Below are 16,196 nucleotides of genomic sequence, written 5' to 3'. Positions count from 1 at the left end.
AACATTATCTGCACCATTTAATGTAACGTGATGGCTCCCACTGCTTGCCGGTAAGTGTAGTGGACCTGTTTAATGGTTAAGGTGTATGGACCTGCAGAGCAACCATTATAATTGATGGCGTTAAGTACAACAGCATTTGTTTCCGTTACGCTTGCATCAATAATATTGGCGTTACATTCCCTGACATGCCACTGGTATTAATTGCTAAAAACAGACTACTGGCCGCACCCGATAAACTGGTATAAGTTCCGGCTGCGCCAATGGTTACGGTTCCACTCAATCCTGCCGCCACAATCGTATAACTGCTGGGTGTACCTCCAATGGAAGTAACGCCCTGCGCTTATAAATCAACAGTGGCAGGTGTTGCTCCAACAAAAGATCCGGCATTAATACCAACGTTAGGTGTTGTGGCGCTATCTGAGGCTACAACAAAGTATTGAATCACATCAGCAGCAACTACTGCAGTCTGAAGCAATGCATAGTTAGTGGTGAAACTAAATGGGGATGTAGAATTGGTTGCTTCTACAAACTTCCAACCGTTATCGGACGAAGTGTTTCTACAAAAGCATTTGCATCACCTGATTTTTAAAATACAACCTTGGCTTGCTGCCGGCAGCAATTTTAACAGTGCTGGCATCGGTTATTGTCGAACTAAGTGTTCGGTCATTTCGCAGGAAGTGTTACCCAAAGTAGTGTACGAAATCGCAGGTGCAACAAGATCCAAACCTATTCCACATAATTCCCATGCTCCAACATCAGGAGCACTGCTAGCCGGAACACATGCAACATAGCTCGATTACCGAAAACGGATCGTGCCTGAATAGTCATCCGTCAAGGTTGTAAGATTTATTGCACCACTTTCCACTTGCTTAGCAGATGGAAACTTTGTATTTCAGGAAATCGGCACTTGAACCGGTTGTGCTTTGAAATTCAGGATTCTCAGAAAAGGAAGCTGCATCCCTGGGAGCTATAGTACCTGCTGTGAAAACACCGCTCTTATAAGCTGCCATAGTTTGTGCGGTGGAAGTTCCATCCGAATAAATAAGATTGGTTGCTGAAGGAGTACCTGCGTAAAAATCATTATTATTTGAAGTACCGGCATAGTTGGCAAGATTGTTTGCAGCACCACCGCTCCGGCGGTAAGCAACTGTTAATCCTGTTCCTGCCGGAGTTGAGGTATTAACAACAATATTATTTCTTAAATTAAGGTTGAAGTTGAGGAGGTGGTACTGACTGCTGCAAAAATTCCTGTCGTACCAAAGTTAGCGCCTGTGGAAGAAGCATTCAGGTTAATTGTATTATAATATACATTATGAGTAGTTGAAGTCGTCGTAGAAGTATTTATACCTCTGATGGCATCAGTAGAAGCTGCCGCCTGCTGTTAAATTGCCGATCAAATTATTATATATATTATTGGCATTGGTTGCCCCACCGCCTGAAATACGGATTCCACTGATAAATCGTAGTTGTACCGGTAGCAGTGTGGACAAACCATGAATCCTATTTTTGAACACATTAATACCGCTACCTCCTGAAATCAGAATTCCGTCAATAACAGGGCTGGCAGAACTAGTGGCCGCACCAATGGAAATATTTGTAATGGTATTATTAAAGATATTGGCAAGCGTACCAGCGGAAAGAGCAATTCCGCTTATCATTGGTGAACTTGTTACAATGCCCGTAAAATTCATGGCAGAGAACGAATTGTTAGTAACTGAGTGCGCTCCGCTTCCAGAAAGGGTTATACCCTGCATGGCAGTTGGTGAAACTGTTGAACTGGAAAGTGAGAAAGTGTTGCCACTAACTGTAGCTACTGTTGCGCTGGAAGTAAATCCGGTAACAGTTGGAGATGCACAGCTTATCGTAATTGAATTATTCTTAAAGTTGCCAAGGTTAGTAAAACTTGAAGTAATACCTATAGAGGTACCGCTATGAGTCCCTGTTACACTTATCGTATTGTTACAAATGCTCTTAGTACTTGATGAACCTCCGCCTGATGCGATCGTTGCAATTGACGAAGTACCTGATAATCCTGTAAAAGTTATGGTATTGGCGGAAACAGTATCTGCAACTTCGGAAGGGGTACCACTTGTAGTAGTGAATGATGCGGCCCTTGAGGCAGCTGTTCTGTTGATATTGCAAATATTGGACGGTAAATTAAACAAACCGATTGTGGCTTCCTGCCTAATCCTGATCAGAGTTCCAGTACTTAAAATAGCGCTGGAGGTTGTGTTTATCGTATTACCTGTTGCAGTGGATATACCAGAAGTGGTTCCGGTTACATAAAGGTAATTGCACCTGAACCAAAAGAACCGCCACCAGAGATGGATTGCTTAATTGTAATATTTGGGCTATTTGTAACATTGATATTTGTACAAGTGCCAGAGCAATTATACCTGTAACGGCACTTGTAGTTGCCCCTGCTGAATTACTTTGATTTATAATGACCGCATTTGCATTTGCTGTATTTGATGCAGCGCTATAATTTGCCTTAATACCTATTATTGCAGCAGAAACTGAAGCAGAAGCTGTTTGATTAACTGTAACACTATTGTTGCTTCCTACAATTGTTCCTGTACTGATACCATGACCGAAATCAATACCGGTCATTAATGCAATGCCTGTGCTTGTAATATTTACAGTATTGTCACTGATCGTTGAAGTATAAGTTACACCTGTTGGCGAAGAACCACTGCTTATTTGAATTCCATTAAGACCTAGAACCAACGTATGCAGCACTGTTAGAGGTTACCGTATTGAACCTGATCGAATTACCTGCTCCATTTCTGAAAACAATACCCGCTTGATTGGTAGAAGTGGAACGATTCCAAGGACCAGATGATGCCGTGGCATTTCCGTAAGTTATTGTGTTAGCGGTTCCAATTGCAGTTCCACCGATATCATTTGCTGTTTCAAAAATAGTGGCTGTAATAGGCGGGCAAATGAAATAAATACCATAAGCTACATTTGAAATAGTATTTCCATAAATTTTATTGTTTGAGTTTGTACCGCAGTTGATGTAGCATCTAAAGCTACATTTGCAGAAGAAGATGATGATGTTGAAAATATCCCTACACTATTTGTATAACTGGCATTTAAGGAAATGATACAATTCTGAATGGTATTGTTCTGAGCTCCGTCAGTTGCAGATCCATGAACCAACAAAACACCAAATTCTGTCATTGTATTTGTTCCACCAACAGTCAATACAGTATTGCTTGCATTTTCCTGCATTGTAAATCCATCAATTGTAATGTAGTCGCCGCCAACGATTTTGAAAATTGCATCAAATGATGCAGTAGCAGTTCCAGAAGCAACTTGTAATCCGGCAGTAATGATTGAAGCAGCACCTGCAGCTTTTACAAACTTGATTGCAAGTGTAGATGTGCCAGTTGCATTTATATTATAACCTGCGGGAGGTGCGGTTTCTGTATAACCTGCTGCAACATCAAACTGAACTGTACCTGTTCCTGAAACTCCATTTGTATTGATATAACTTACTGCTGAAGCTATGGTAGCAAAACATCCGGGAATAGCATAATTACCAACAGGCAATGCACCTGATAATGATCCACAGAAATTAAAAGTCGCTTTATAATTCGCTCCGCCATTATTAGAAAAGTAGTACCCGGAATACCATCTGCATCAGAAAAAACTTCCAATGTGTAATTACCCGCTACAGTTAAACTGCTGATGATATTTGTCGTACCACCTGTACCTTCCCATGTTTGATTGCCACCACAACCACCGGCATCATTTGATACAAACGACATATTCTCGGTATTAAATGAACCACCTGCTCCGGAGCTTGTAAGCCACACTCTCCACTTGAGATGACCATTGGTGATGTCACCGCCGTCGCATTTAAAGGTCTTGTTTTGCCCGCCTTTTACCACGATTGATTGCGCGGTAGTATAACTACCAAGGGACGCACCCTGGAAATCAGGGTTGCCTGTCGTTGCATTCATATCATAGAATGCATTGGCTCCACCGTTAAGACTCAGTATCGCATAACTTTCGAAAATGCCATTGGTCTGAGCAAATGAAACGGCTGAAAACAACACCAACAGCAAGCTAAAGCATGCCGCGCGCAGCGAGTAATTTTTTATCATAATCAGGAGGGTTTTATTGGTCTGGGAGGTTGTGGAATTGCAAACAGATGATGAATGGAGGGGAGTAAAAGTTTCCTTCATGAGCTATGGTTGTATGGTTGGGTTTGCTATGAGAAGTACGGCCTTTCAGGGGTCGTTGGTGTTTCTTAAAGCATTCAAACGTAAGTATCTTTTATTTAAAGAAAATTACAATTTAGGACAGTTTCTTACCTTTTGACTAAACAGGCGTTGATTACAATGTCACGGTTCTGCAATTTATCTATGAGAAAACAGAAAAAGTTATGAACATATTTATTTGCCGCGACCTATTTCAAAATGCCCAAACGCACACATCGCATATACTTTAATAAGTATTAAATATTTTTTATACTAACCCTTTCTATAAATTAAAGATTTCAAATAACCGCATTTGTTTTGATTTCCGGAGAAGGTAAAAAAGGTTGTGTAAATGTTGGTCTGAGAAACAATAGTTTGCGGTGGTGGTTGTCATTTGCAAGATGCAGAAAGCTTTTTTTTATTCCTTGAAAACGGTCGCAATGACTATTGCCGATGAATTTATTCAACGGCGAATTGATCCTACTCATTTATTTTTCACCCGATTAAAATCGGGTGCAATTGGATACCTGTGTAATGTTTTTGATCGCCTTTGCTTGCATTTTCTTTGTTTAGGCGTGCCATTTTTCATGAAGTCATTCAGGAGGAAACTCCTCTGCTGTGCGATGGGATTTATGCAATGCCATTTTTCATTCTTATAAAATGCAAACTACTCATTGCTTTTGAATAACCTATGCAATCATTTTGAAGGAGGTTCCTCCTGAATGACGGCATGGAATGGAAAGAATCGGCTTTACTTTGCAACAAACGACGAGAGAAAACTTTATTTATACGGTATTGAAATCAGTCACAATGAAAATTAGTAGTGTGTTCGTTATCTATTGCCGTTGAATTTATTCAACGGCGAATTGATCCTACTCATTTATTTTTCACCCGATTAAAATCGGGTGCAATAGATACCTGTTAATGTTTTTGATCGCCATTGCCATGTATGTTCCTTGTTTAGGCGCGCCATTTTTCATGGAGTCATTCAGGAGGAAACTCCTCTGCTGCGCGATGGGATTTATGCAATGCCCTTTTTCATTCGTATAAAATGCAGACTACTCATTGCTTTTGAATAACCTATGCAATCATTTTGAAGGAGGTTCCTCCTGAATGGCTGCCTGGAATGGAAAGGAAGCATCCATCGGATAGCTTGCCGGGCATTTGTGCGGAGTGCTATCCGGTGGATTCTTTGTTAGGCGCGCCATTTCTCATGAAGTCATTCAGGAGGAAACTCCTCTCCTGCGCGATGGGATTTATTCATTGCCATTTTTCATTCTTATAAAATGCAGACTACTCATTGCTTTTGAATAACCTATGCAATCATTTTGAAGGAGGTTCCTCCTGAATGACGGCATGGAATGGAAAGGAGCATCCATCGGATAGCTTGCCGGGCATTTGTGCGGAGTGCTATCCGATGGATTCTTTGTTAGGCGCGCCATTTCTCATGAAGTCATTCAGGAGGAAACTCCTCTGCTGCGCGATTGTATTTATGCAATGCCATTTTTCATTCTTATAAAATGCAGACTACTCATTGCTTTTGAATAACCTATGCAATCATTTTGAAGGAGGTTCCTCCTGAATGACGGCCTGGAATGGAAAGAATCGGCTTTACTTTGCAACAAACGACGAGTGAAAACTTTATTTATAAGGTATTGAAATCAGTCACAATGAAAATTAGTAGTGTGTTCGTTATCTATTGCCGTTGAATTTATTCAACGGCGAATTGATCCTACTCATTTATTTTTCACCCAATTGAAATCGGGTGCAATTGGATACCTGTTTAATGTTTTTGATCGCTTTTGCCTGCATGTTCTTTGTTTAGGCGCGCAATTTTTCATGGAGTCATTCAGGAGGAAACTCCTCTCCTGCCCGATTGTATTTATGCAATGCCCTTTTTCATTCTTATAAAATGCAGACTACTCATTGCTTTTGAATAACCTATGCAATCATTTTGAAGGAGGTTCCTCCTGAATGACGGCCTGGAATGGAAAGGAAGCATCCATCGGATAGCTTGCCGGGCATTTGTGCGGAGTGCTATCCGGTGGATTCTTTGTTAGGCGCGCCATTTCTCATGAAGTCATTCAGGAGGAAACTCCTCTGCTGCGCGATGGGATTTATGCAATGCTATTTTTCATTCTTATAAAATACATACTACTCATTGCTTTGAATAACCTATGCAATCATTTTGAAGGAGGTTCCTCCTGAATGACGGCCTGAAATGGAAAGGAAGCATCCATCGGGTAGCTTGCCGGGTATTTGTGTGGAGTGCTATCCGGTGGATCGGCTATACTTTGCAACAAACGTCTTTGCCCTTCTTTTTTCCCCCCGACGGGCGGCGGTTGTCTCCTTTGCGTTCTTTGTTAGGCGCGCCATTTTTCATGAAGTCATTCAGGAGGAAACTCCTCTGCTGCACGATGGGATTTATGCAATGCCATTTTTCATTCTTATAAAATGCAGACTACTCATTGCTTTTGAATAACCTATGCAATCATTTTGAAGGAGGTTCCTCCTGAATGACGGCCTGGAATGGAAGGAAGCATCCATCGGATAGCTTGCCGGGCATTTGTGCGGAGTGCTATACGATGGATTCTTTGTTAGGCGCGCCATTTCTCATGGAGTCATTCAGGAGGAAACTCCTCTGCTGCGCGATGGGATTTATGCAATGCCCTTTTTCATTCGTATAAAATGCAGACTACTCATTGCTTTTGAATAACCTATGCAATCATTTTGAAGGAGGTTCCTCCTGAATGACGGCCTGGAATGGATCGGCTTTACTTTGCAATGCAAACGACGAGAGAAAACTTTATTTATAAGGTATTGAAATCAGTCACAATGAAAATTAGTAGTGTGTTCGTTATCTATTGCCGTTGAATTTATTCAACGGCGAATTGATCCTACTCATTTATTTTTCACCCGATTAAAATCGGGTGCAATAGATACCTGTTGATGTTTTTGATCGCCTTTGCCATGCATGTTCTTTGTTTAGGCGCGCCATTTCTCATGAAGTCATTCAGGAGGAAACTCCTCTGCTGCGCGATGGGATTTATACAATGTGATTTTTCATTCTTATAAAATGCAGACTACTCATTGCTTTGAATAACCTATGCAATCATTTTGAAGGAGGTTCCTCCTGAATGACGGCATGGAATGGAAAGGATCGACTTTACTTTGCAACAAACGACGAGGAAACTTTTTAAGGTATTGAAATCAGTCACAATGAAAATTAGTAGTGTTCGTTATCCATTGCCGTTGAATTTATTCAACGGCGAATTGATCCTACTCATTTTTTTTTCACCCGATTAAAATCGAGTGCAATGGATACCAGTGTAACGTTTATGATCTCCTTTGCATGCATTTTCTTTGTTAGGCGCGCCATTTTTCATGAAGTCATTCAGGAGGAAACTCCTCTGCTGCGCGATGGGATTTATGCAATGCCATTTTTCATTCTTATAAAATGCAAACTACTCATTGCTTTTGAATAACCTATGCAATCATTTTGAAGGAGTTTCCTCCTGAATGACGGCCGGAATGGAAAGAATCGGCTTTACTTTGCAACGCAAACGACAAGAGAAAACTTTATTTATACGGTATTGAAATCAGTCACACTGAAAATTAGTAGTGTGTTCGTTATCTGTCTCATTAAACCACCCTACTCCCACCTATACCCCAGTTATACCCCACCTATACCCCACCTTACTCCATGGAATACCCTAAAATACTTAACCATAACAGCTAAAATCAATAAGCTAACGAATGAGCGAGAGTCTCTCCACGAGCCACAGAATGGCACAGGAGAAAGGCGCCCCTTGAGGGGCCATGGGGTGATCGCAATTAGCTTTTTTGCTCTCCTTATTTTTTTTGTTTTGCTTAAATATGGAGTTCATATTGAACTTCATGGAAATAAGAAACCGTCACCCCGGGGCCCCTCAAGGGGCACCTCACGCGGGTGCCTTTCTGTCGCTCTGATTGGACTGTGTGGAAACAACGACTATTGACTATTGACCCAACAGACGAATAGACGAATAGACGAATAGACGAATAGACGAAAAACTAACAAGCGAAGAACCAACAGCGCGAGCCTCACTTCACTTCCCGCTTCTTTACATAAAACAAATCCGTATTTACATCAAAGTTGGCGGCATCGAAATCATGAATCGTAAGTGTTTGCCAGCTATTAGTTGGGTAGATGCGTTCATATGTTTTTGAAACCACGCCGAAATTATATTGATAGCTGTCGGTTATTTCCAACGGCATGTTAAAGGGCTTTACATCTGTTCGCCAACGGTATTCGAGGCGCGTGTCTTTGCCTTTCTGACGGGTACGATATTCCAATACCGGCGGGGAAGGATAACGCAGGTACTGATCGAAGAAAAAAGTATAATTCTTTCCTGCCAGCTCATTAATATAGGCTATCAGTTCATGGGTAGAAATGTTTTGCAGCTTAAAATGAAGCTGAATATTTTTGAGGATATAAAAAAATAACGTGTCGTTATTCAATACGTTCCTGAAAGTGTGAAGCATCCAGCTTCCTTTGTCATACATGTCGTTGTCGTTTTCAGTACCCTGAAAATTAACTCCATACGGTCCAATGATGGGGTACTTGTCAGATATGCTCCAACGGTGATCAACAAGATACTTAACTGCCGCTTCTTTCCCCTGTGTACATTCAAGATAAAGTGGTTCGGAATACGCGGCAAAAGATTCATGGATCCATAGTTCCGCCACGTCGTTGCAGGTCACATTGTTGCCCCACCATTCATGTGCGCTTTCATGAATGATGATGTAATCAAAACCCTGCTTGTTGTTCTGGTAATTGTTTCCGTAAGCGATAGCGCCCTGGTGTTCCATTCCCCAGTAATTTGTTTCCACCAATGCATAGCCGTCTTTTGGAAAAGGATACGGACCAAAATAGTATTCAAAGCAGGCGAGCATCAGCTTCACCTGTTCAAAATGTGTTTTTGCTTGTGCTACATTATCAGCAAGCACATAATAATCAAGCGGTAAAGTGTCATTATCATGAACATAGACATCCTGCCAATGTGAATAATTCGCGAGGTTGAAAGTTACATTGTAATTGTTGATCGGATAACTGACAAACCACTTCCAGGTAACGGTGCCATCTGCATTCCTTTTATCACTGCGAAGTGTTCCATTGGCAACACACATCAATCCGTCAGGCACCGTAAAAGTTAAAGACATACTATCAGGCTCATCGCTCAGGTGATCTTTACAGGGCCACCAGAGAGAGGCGCCTGTTCCTTCGCATGAAACTCCCACCCAGTCAAGACCATGCGCATCTTTTTTCCAGACAAATCCGCCATCCCACGGTGGTGATTTCGCGATCATGGGCATGCCGGAATAATAACAGGTGATCGCTCCGCTTCCACCCTTTTTTTGCTGCTCCGGAAACTTTACCATCACAGCGTTAAACTCACGCCGGAATTTCAGTTCCATATTATTATACGTGATCTTCTCAATTTTCATTTTTGCAAAGAGGTCAATCTGCAACGAGTCAAAATCTTCCACCACGTTGTAGCTGATCGTATTTTTTCCGCTGATGGAATGCCTTTTAACATCCACCTTAATATCGAGATCATAAAAGCTGACATCATAACAACTTCGTAACGCTGACAGCATGCCGCGCAAAGTATCCGCTCGGGTGAATTTTTGTAGGACTATTGTTTGTGCAGTTACAGGAACACCTGCGGTTAGTAAAATCAAAACCGCTATTCCAAAAGTGAAAAGTGTACTCCTTTCTTGCCTAACTGATGCGGCGTAATACTTCACACCGTCAGGTATATTATCTATTAAAAAGTGATGATTCATTGATTGATCATTATTAAAATTCAGAAAGCAAACAACGCAATTTTATTGAGGTTCAGCATCCTTTTCAAATTAACAATTATTGATGAATTCGCGAAAAGCTCTCCTATAACCACAGCATACAGAGGAGAAAGGCGCCTCCCGGAGGCGCCATGGGGTGATCACGAGTAATCCTGGCATATGCTCGCCCCTAAGAGAAAATAAGCCTGCAAGCGCGACCGTATGGTAGCTAAAGATCACTATTAGAAATTAGCCCTGTAAGGGCGACATTATGGTAGGACAATATTCAATAAGGACCCAATCCAGCCCTGTAGGGGCGACATTATGGTAGAATTATAAAAGGTTAATTTAAAATAAAGCCCTGTAAGCGCGACCGAAAAGTCATTATTCCAATTTTTAGTTTCACAACAATAAATTATATAATCGAATTTCCACCACGAAAAATCCATTCCACCAAAATCAGACGTCTATTAAAATACATCGCCCCTTTTTCCGTCCCCATTAAAGACATTTGTCCGCATATTGATTTAGAACACTTAATGAACTCCTTTGATAATTGTGAATGATGTCGCAGAATTATTACTTCACGAATTTTTTAAAAAGATTAATTCCCCTTTCACCGCCTGAATTATGAGCCGATTTATTCCATTGCTGATTGCTGCAACCGTTTTGTTTTTGCTTGATCTCTATGCTTTCCAGGCGATCCGTCATTCCATACCGGGGTTATCGCCTGCCGTTAGGAGGGTAATCACAGTCAGTTACTGGCTGATCACCGCTGCCACCATCGGCAGCCTTTTCCTGTTTGCTTTTTACAGTCCGTTCGAACTTCCTCAAACGATCCGTGTAATCTGGTTTGGTGCCCTGATAATTTTCTACCTCCCTAAGATACTCTTGCTGCCCTTTCTCATTATTGACGATTCAGGCCGATTGATAAGATGGGTGGGTTCTCTCCTTTCGCCACCGGCAACGCCATCTACCGGCAAAGCAATCACGAGGTCAGATTTTTTAATGCAGGCCGGACTGTTGGTCTCCGGCTTATTCCTCAGCGGATTGGTTTACGGTGTTTTCCGGGGTGGCTATAATTATACAATACGTCGGGCAAAAGTGAAATTGCCGCACCTCCCCGATGCCTTCAACGGGCTGCGCATTGTACAGATTTCTGATATTCACAGTGGTAGTTTTACGGTAACACATCCTTTGAAAAATGCTGTCGAACTGATTAATGAGCAGCAGCCTGACCTCGTTTTTTTTACCGGCGATCTTGTAAATAGTCAGACCAATGAAATGTTGCCTTACATCGACATCTTTAAAAAGATCAATGCAAAAATGGGTGTCTATTCCATTTTCGGCAACCATGATTATGGTGATTATAACAGTTGGCCGGATGAAGCTGCCAAGCAAGCCAACCTGCAGCAGCTTGTTGAGGTACATCGTGAATTAGGTTGGAAATTATTAAGGAATGAAAATGTGATGCTTGGCGAAGAAGGGAGTCAACTTGCCATCATCGGTATGGAAAACTGGGGGACGCGTTTTCAGAAGTATGGTGACATGACAAAATCGTATGCCGGTGCGGAGAAAGCCGCGGTGAAACTGTTGCTCAGCCACGATCCTTCTCATTGGGACGCAGAGGTTACGTCAAAATTTAAAGAGGTGGACGTTACTTTCAGTGGTCATACACATGGAGCACAAATGGGCATTGAGATTCCGGGATTTCTCAAATGGAGTCCTTCACAATATTTATATAAGCAATGGGCAGGTTTATACCGGGAAGGGAAACAATTTTTATATGTGAACCGGGGATTGGGATTTCTAGCGTATCCCGGAAGATTGGGAATTTCGCCGGAGATTACGGTGATGGAGTTGGTGAAGGGGTGAGTGGTTGTGTGTTGGCTGTTGTGTGTTGACAGATAACTATTGTCTGTTGGATAGCCTGTTTGCGAGTTGTCAATGACAATTAACTATTAACTGATGGCTAACAACTCACAATTGTCAACTGTCCATTGTCAATTGTTCATTACCTACTTTCAACATCCTTCCAGCAAATCAACGCCTAAGAAAATAACTCCAAGCCAGAGCAATCCTTTTATGAGGAAAAAAAGAAAAGCACCTATTCCAATTTTTTTAAACCAGGATTTCATGCAGGAGTTACCGTTGAGCGGGCAAATATAGTAAGTGTATAGCAGGTCGAAAAGTGGGCAATTGTTGAATTCATATATATAAAGGTGATGCAAGTCCTATCATCCATAAATGACTAATGAATGAAACCCTTTACCCAAAGTCAATCTGAGTGATAAAAGAACTCGTATCATCGAAGCCATAGAAAGGTACAGGCGAAAGGCGCCCCTTTGAGCGGCCACGGAGTGATCAAGATTTTATTAAACCAGTTCTTCATCAATCTGACTTCTTGATAAAACGTCTCAACAATGCCACAGAAAGGTACAGGAGAAAGGTGCCCCTTTGAGGGGCCACGGGGTGATCTTGATTTTATTAAACAAGTTCTTCAACAATCTCACTTCTTGATAAAACGTCTCAACAATGCCACAGAAAGGTACAGGAGAAAGGTGCCCCTTTGAGGGGCCACGGGGTGATCATGATTTTATTAAACAAGTTCTTCATCAATCTCACTTCTTGATAAAACGTCTCAACAATGCCACAGAAAGGTACAGGAGAAAGGTGCCCCTTTGAGGGGCCACGGGGTGATCATGATTTTATTAAACAAGTTCTTCATCAATCTCACTTCTTGATAAAACGTCTCAACAATGCCACAGAAAGGTACAGGAGAAAGGTCCCCCTTTGAGGGGCCACGGGGTGATCGTGATTTTATTAAACAAGTTCTTCATCAATCTGAATTCTTGATAAAAAGTCTCAACAATGCCACAGAAAGGTACAGGAGAAAGGTGCCCCTTTGAGGGGCCACGGGGTGACAAGCATTGCTCTCATTGCCTCTTTTGCACCTCAATTTTCGCAATCGCAATCTCAATGATTCGCACAACATTTTCAATATTATCGAACAGGACCTGATCAGGAATCCGAAGAATAGTAAACCCAAGCGATCTTAATTTACTATCTCTCCTCTCGTCTTCTTTAACTTTATAATCATGGCTGTAGCCATCTAATTCAATAATCAACAAGAGCTCTTTACAAAAGAAATCCACGATATAGTTTTCGATTGGTCTCTGTCGCAGAAAACGGTAACCTTTCATCTTTTTGTTTTGCAGAATTTCATGCCATAGTATCCTTTCACCCTTTGTGAGATGCTTCCGAAGTAATCCAGAGAAAAATTTTAATGATTTGTTGTAATGGAAATTGGAGTGCATAATTGCTACATATAAATGAGGATAATAGAATAATATCCAGGCAATTTACTAAATTATGTTTCATAATCTGTCACCCCGTGGCCCCTCAAGGGGCGCCTCACGCCGGTACCTTTCTGTCGCTCCGACTGGACTGTATTGATTAATTAGAAGTGTATTTGTTTGACATGTTTTAATTTCTCTGCAAGAATAATATCACCCTGTGGCCCCTCAAGGGGCACCTCACGCGGGTGCCTTACTGTCGCTTCGACTGAACTGTATTGATTAATTAGAAGTGTATTTGTTTGACATGTTTTAATTTCTCTGCAAGAATAATATCACCCCGTGGCCCCTCAAGGGGCGCCTTTCTCCTGAACCTTTCTGTCGCCTTGTTTGAACGGTATTGCTTAATTTGAATTAATGTGTTTTGCTCCTTCTTGTTTCACCCGATTAAAATCGAGTGCAATGGATACCAGTGTAACGTTTTTGATCGCCTTTGCATGCATTTTCTTTGTTTAGGCGCGCAATTTTTCATGGAGTCATTCAGGAGGAAACTCCTCTGCTGTGCGATGGGATTTATGCAATGCCATTTTTCATTGTTCAAAAAACTCCGGCCAATGATTGTTTGAAATAAATCCTTTATAAGAAAGGTGCTGCGGTTTATTGAAAATCACATCTCCCCATCGCCCCTCAAGGGACTAAGTAATGCTAATGTAACTAGTTGTATATAAGCCGTTAGTGAGATAATAATTATAAAGGGGTAAACATAGGGTAAACATTCTCTATTGTGCATATATATACTTCTTTTAAGCACCCTATTTCACTTAGTATGTTTATAGTTCTCCCTTTTGCCTTTGTTTTCCTCGAGTTTTCGCCGTTTTTAAGTATTGAAAAAACACTATGCAATGTCCAACTCTATATCTTCGTATCAATATCTAAAACTGTTCCTATGATTGAAAATAAAAGTAAAGAACTTGCGAATGATCAAATTCGAGAAGTACCTCATCATACAATTGATACAGCCTCAATTTTCATAAATGAGATCCGCTTTAGAAGCGACCCAGAACATTTCAAGGGTAAAAAAGCTCCGGATGAAATAACACAAAATCTTGAATACATAATTCGAGAGCTTTTGGTCAAATATGCTGAACCTACAGTTGATTTTTCAGAAGAGAGGAAAGAGTATTTAATTGCCAATTCTGAAAAATTTAATCAGCCTGATTTCGGCGTTGAACCATTCCGAACGGATTTTTTTGTAACAGCTAAGGATAGGCGTAGGGATAAGAAAGGAAGCAACCCTCTTTTACTCACAGGAGATAACAACTATTATTTTTATAGCTACAACACACCGTTTGTGGTTAATAAGAGCAAAATAAAAGAATACCAGTTTGAACTTCTCTTTGCATTTGCCTTACGCCATTGCGATTTGATGCAAATACATTCATTCCTACACTTTCAATTACAGAACAATTTCGCAGGCGAGCCAAAACAATTTCACCAATATCTTGCCCAGATCAATAGAAAATTCGGAAACACGTTATTTACAACTGAGCTATCTGATTCAATCAATGATTGGATTTCAGATAATGAAATGAGCATAGTAAAATCTGACGGAGAGAAGATCAAAACTTATTTAACTGTAAAGCAACTTGCATTCCTTTTCCGAGCTCTAAAAGAATGTAAGTTAATCGAGGGCAGTAACGCGCAATTAGTAGGCAGAGTAATTAGTAAAGCTTTTGATTCAAAGGCAAAGGAAGATATAAGTGCGGGTAATCTAAGCAAGCATTTCTATGAGCTTTCCGAAGACGCCGTTGAATTTTGGCTGTTGCTGTTTCCAAAATTAATGGCTTTTGCAAAAGAACAACAAGAAATAAATCGTAAGTAACTTATTGAATATCAAACAATATAGTTAGGTAGCGCTACCCCGTGCTACTACCTCAGTTTCTTCCATAGTATCATTTTTACTCCATGTTCATTTCAAATAAATTGAAACAATCATGGAAGTAATCACAATGGAATCCCAGGCATTCAAAGAGCTGTTAAGTCAACTACAGCAAATCAAAGCCGGCTTAGAAGCCCAGAGAAAAAGCCCATCAGACCCATTGTTGGATAACAACGAGGTCTGCAAACTGCTCAAGGTCAGCAAGCGAACCTTGCAGAACTACAGGGATAATGGCGACCTCTCCTTTAGCCAGGTAGGTGCTAAACTATTGTACCGCACCAGCGACATTGACGACTTCCTGAAACGGAATTATAAAAAAGCCTTCCATGCAAAGCCGTGAAAATATATCTGGGCGCAGGTTTCAGAACAGTTTCAAGGAAAATCATCAATAAATCAAACCACATGGCAAAAGAAAAAGTGATCAATCTATACATTGACGCAGAATGGTATTTAAACCAGCGCATCTTCCTTATCGGTTATTCCTATGACCGTAAAAACTTCGGACAGCTTTATGGCAAGAAACTTACCGCAAAGAATTTCAAAAAATTATTTACCAAAGTTACCGGCAGCGTTTTTTGTTACGGACCTGATACCGGAATGCTGGAAAAATTCTTCAAATGGAAGTTCAGAGATAAATTCCGGTGTGTAAAACCTGATGAAGGTTTTCAAAGACCATATCAAAACCGGCAGCTTCAAACTAAAGGACCTGGAACATAAATTCAGCATCCGGCGCAAAGTGATGAAATACAAAACCAGCATCTTTCAGATTTGGGGTGATTGGCGAAATCCCAAGAAAAAGAAAGCAGTGCTTCATTACAATAGGGAAGATGTGGTTAATCTGGTGCGGCTTACTTTCAAGATTTTTAAGAAATACAACGTAAAGAGCAAATATCTTGATACCATAAGGCTGAAATAATTTCATCCCTA

Annotated in this window: 15 protein-coding genes; 5 read left to right on the top strand and 10 right to left on the bottom strand. The window is 40.9% G+C overall.

The window, feature by feature from the left end; all coding sequences use genetic code 11:
* Positions 1 to 145: 145 nt before the first annotated feature.
* From IPO83_03345 to IPO83_03305, 9 genes are all read right to left on the bottom strand, one after another.
* On the bottom strand, positions 146 to 292 hold the full coding sequence (locus IPO83_03345; GenBank protein MBK9730317.1) for a hypothetical protein: 147 nt from the start codon (positions 290 to 292) through the stop codon (positions 146 to 148).
* A 577-nt stretch (positions 293 to 869) separates the two neighbouring features.
* Entirely contained in the window at positions 870 to 1,010 is a 141-nt protein-coding gene (locus IPO83_03340) for a hypothetical protein (GenBank protein ID MBK9730316.1), read from the bottom strand.
* Positions 1,011 to 1,358: 348 nt separating this feature from the next.
* Positions 1,359 to 2,165 (bottom strand): hypothetical protein, encoded by an 807-nt coding sequence (locus IPO83_03335; protein MBK9730315.1) that lies wholly within the window; start codon positions 2,163 to 2,165, stop codon positions 1,359 to 1,361.
* A 76-nt stretch (positions 2,166 to 2,241) separates the two neighbouring features.
* Positions 2,242 to 2,739: a hypothetical protein gene (locus IPO83_03330; GenBank protein MBK9730314.1), complete on the bottom strand. Its 498-nt coding sequence runs from the start codon at positions 2,737 to 2,739 to the stop codon at positions 2,242 to 2,244.
* A gap of 222 nt (positions 2,740 to 2,961) precedes the next feature.
* Positions 2,962 to 3,555: a hypothetical protein gene (locus tag IPO83_03325; protein MBK9730313.1), complete on the bottom strand. Its 594-nt coding sequence runs from the start codon at positions 3,553 to 3,555 to the stop codon at positions 2,962 to 2,964.
* The gene (locus IPO83_03320; protein MBK9730312.1) at positions 3,510 to 4,112 is read right to left on the bottom strand and encodes a hypothetical protein; all 603 of its coding nucleotides are present in this window, start codon (positions 4,110 to 4,112) and stop codon (positions 3,510 to 3,512) included. Before IPO83_03320 ends, IPO83_03325 begins: the two co-directional genes overlap by 46 nt.
* 1,352 nt (positions 4,113 to 5,464) lie before the next feature.
* Positions 5,465 to 5,650, bottom strand: coding sequence for a hypothetical protein (locus IPO83_03315; GenBank protein MBK9730311.1), 186 nt, complete (start codon positions 5,648 to 5,650; stop codon positions 5,465 to 5,467).
* Positions 5,651 to 6,632: 982 nt separating this feature from the next.
* A complete protein-coding gene (locus tag IPO83_03310; protein MBK9730310.1) occupies positions 6,633 to 6,818 on the bottom strand; it encodes a hypothetical protein in 186 nt (61 codons plus the stop codon).
* Between the two features lie 1,473 nt (positions 6,819 to 8,291).
* Positions 8,292 to 9,932, bottom strand: coding sequence for a M1 family metallopeptidase (locus tag IPO83_03305; GenBank protein MBK9730309.1), 1,641 nt, complete (start codon positions 9,930 to 9,932; stop codon positions 8,292 to 8,294).
* Between the two features lie 732 nt (positions 9,933 to 10,664).
* Here IPO83_03305 and IPO83_03300 point away from each other — a divergent pair.
* Complete coding sequence (locus tag IPO83_03300; GenBank protein ID MBK9730308.1) at positions 10,665 to 11,909, top strand: metallophosphoesterase; 1,245 nt, start codon at positions 10,665 to 10,667, stop codon at positions 11,907 to 11,909.
* 1,061 nt (positions 11,910 to 12,970) lie between these two features.
* Here the strand turns inward: IPO83_03300 and IPO83_03295 are convergent.
* Positions 12,971 to 13,351, bottom strand: a complete 381-nt coding sequence (locus IPO83_03295; protein MBK9730307.1) for a DUF559 domain-containing protein — start codon at positions 13,349 to 13,351, stop codon at positions 12,971 to 12,973.
* Between the two features lie 925 nt (positions 13,352 to 14,276).
* Between IPO83_03295 and IPO83_03290 the strand changes: the two genes are divergently transcribed.
* The 4 genes from IPO83_03290 (at position 14,277) to IPO83_03275 (ending at position 16,185) form a co-directional block, all read left to right on the top strand.
* Positions 14,277 to 15,212 (top strand): hypothetical protein, encoded by a 936-nt coding sequence (locus IPO83_03290; GenBank protein ID MBK9730306.1) that lies wholly within the window; start codon positions 14,277 to 14,279, stop codon positions 15,210 to 15,212.
* A 112-nt stretch (positions 15,213 to 15,324) separates the two neighbouring features.
* The gene (locus tag IPO83_03285; protein ID MBK9730305.1) at positions 15,325 to 15,609 is read left to right on the top strand and encodes a helix-turn-helix domain-containing protein; all 285 of its coding nucleotides are present in this window, start codon (positions 15,325 to 15,327) and stop codon (positions 15,607 to 15,609) included.
* Positions 15,610 to 15,671: 62 nt separating this feature from the next.
* Positions 15,672 to 15,986, top strand: a complete 315-nt coding sequence (locus IPO83_03280; GenBank protein ID MBK9730304.1) for a hypothetical protein — start codon at positions 15,672 to 15,674, stop codon at positions 15,984 to 15,986.
* Positions 15,925 to 16,185 carry a ribonuclease H-like domain-containing protein gene (locus tag IPO83_03275; GenBank protein ID MBK9730303.1) on the top strand — a complete coding sequence of 87 codons (261 nt, stop codon included), beginning with the start codon at positions 15,925 to 15,927 and terminating at the stop codon, positions 16,183 to 16,185. The genes IPO83_03280 and IPO83_03275 overlap by 62 nt, the downstream gene beginning before the upstream one ends.
* The last annotated feature ends 11 nt before the right edge of the window (positions 16,186 to 16,196 follow it).

The sequence above is a fragment of the Chitinophagaceae bacterium genome (assembly GCA_016717285.1).
Classification (GTDB): Bacteria; Bacteroidota; Bacteroidia; order Chitinophagales; family UBA10324; genus JACCZZ01.
The sequence above is the reverse complement of the archived record's forward strand: the minus strand, read 5'-3'. Positions and strand labels throughout refer to the sequence as shown.

Excerpts from the sequence above, each read along its gene's own strand:
- IPO83_03340 (MBK9730316.1), bottom strand. The coding sequence starts at position 1,010 with ATGGCAGCTTATAAGAGCGGTGTTTTCACAGCAGGTACTATAGCTCCC.
- IPO83_03320 (MBK9730312.1), bottom strand. The coding sequence starts at position 4,112 with ATGATAAAAAATTACTCGCTGCGCGCGGCATGCTTTAGCTTGCTGTTG.
- IPO83_03315 (MBK9730311.1), bottom strand. The coding sequence starts at position 5,650 with ATGGCGCGCCTAACAAAGAATCCATCGGATAGCACTCCGCACAAATGC.
- IPO83_03310 (MBK9730310.1), bottom strand. The coding sequence starts at position 6,818 with ATGGCGCGCCTAACAAAGAATCCATCGTATAGCACTCCGCACAAATGC.
- IPO83_03300 (MBK9730308.1), top strand. The coding sequence starts at position 10,665 with ATGAGCCGATTTATTCCATTGCTGATTGCTGCAACCGTTTTGTTTTTG.
- IPO83_03295 (MBK9730307.1), bottom strand. The coding sequence starts at position 13,351 with ATGCACTCCAATTTCCATTACAACAAATCATTAAAATTTTTCTCTGGA.
- IPO83_03290 (MBK9730306.1), top strand. The coding sequence starts at position 14,277 with ATGATTGAAAATAAAAGTAAAGAACTTGCGAATGATCAAATTCGAGAA.
- IPO83_03285 (MBK9730305.1), top strand. The coding sequence starts at position 15,325 with ATGGAAGTAATCACAATGGAATCCCAGGCATTCAAAGAGCTGTTAAGT.
- IPO83_03280 (MBK9730304.1), top strand. The coding sequence starts at position 15,672 with ATGGCAAAAGAAAAAGTGATCAATCTATACATTGACGCAGAATGGTAT.
- IPO83_03275 (MBK9730303.1), top strand. The coding sequence starts at position 15,925 with ATGAAGGTTTTCAAAGACCATATCAAAACCGGCAGCTTCAAACTAAAG.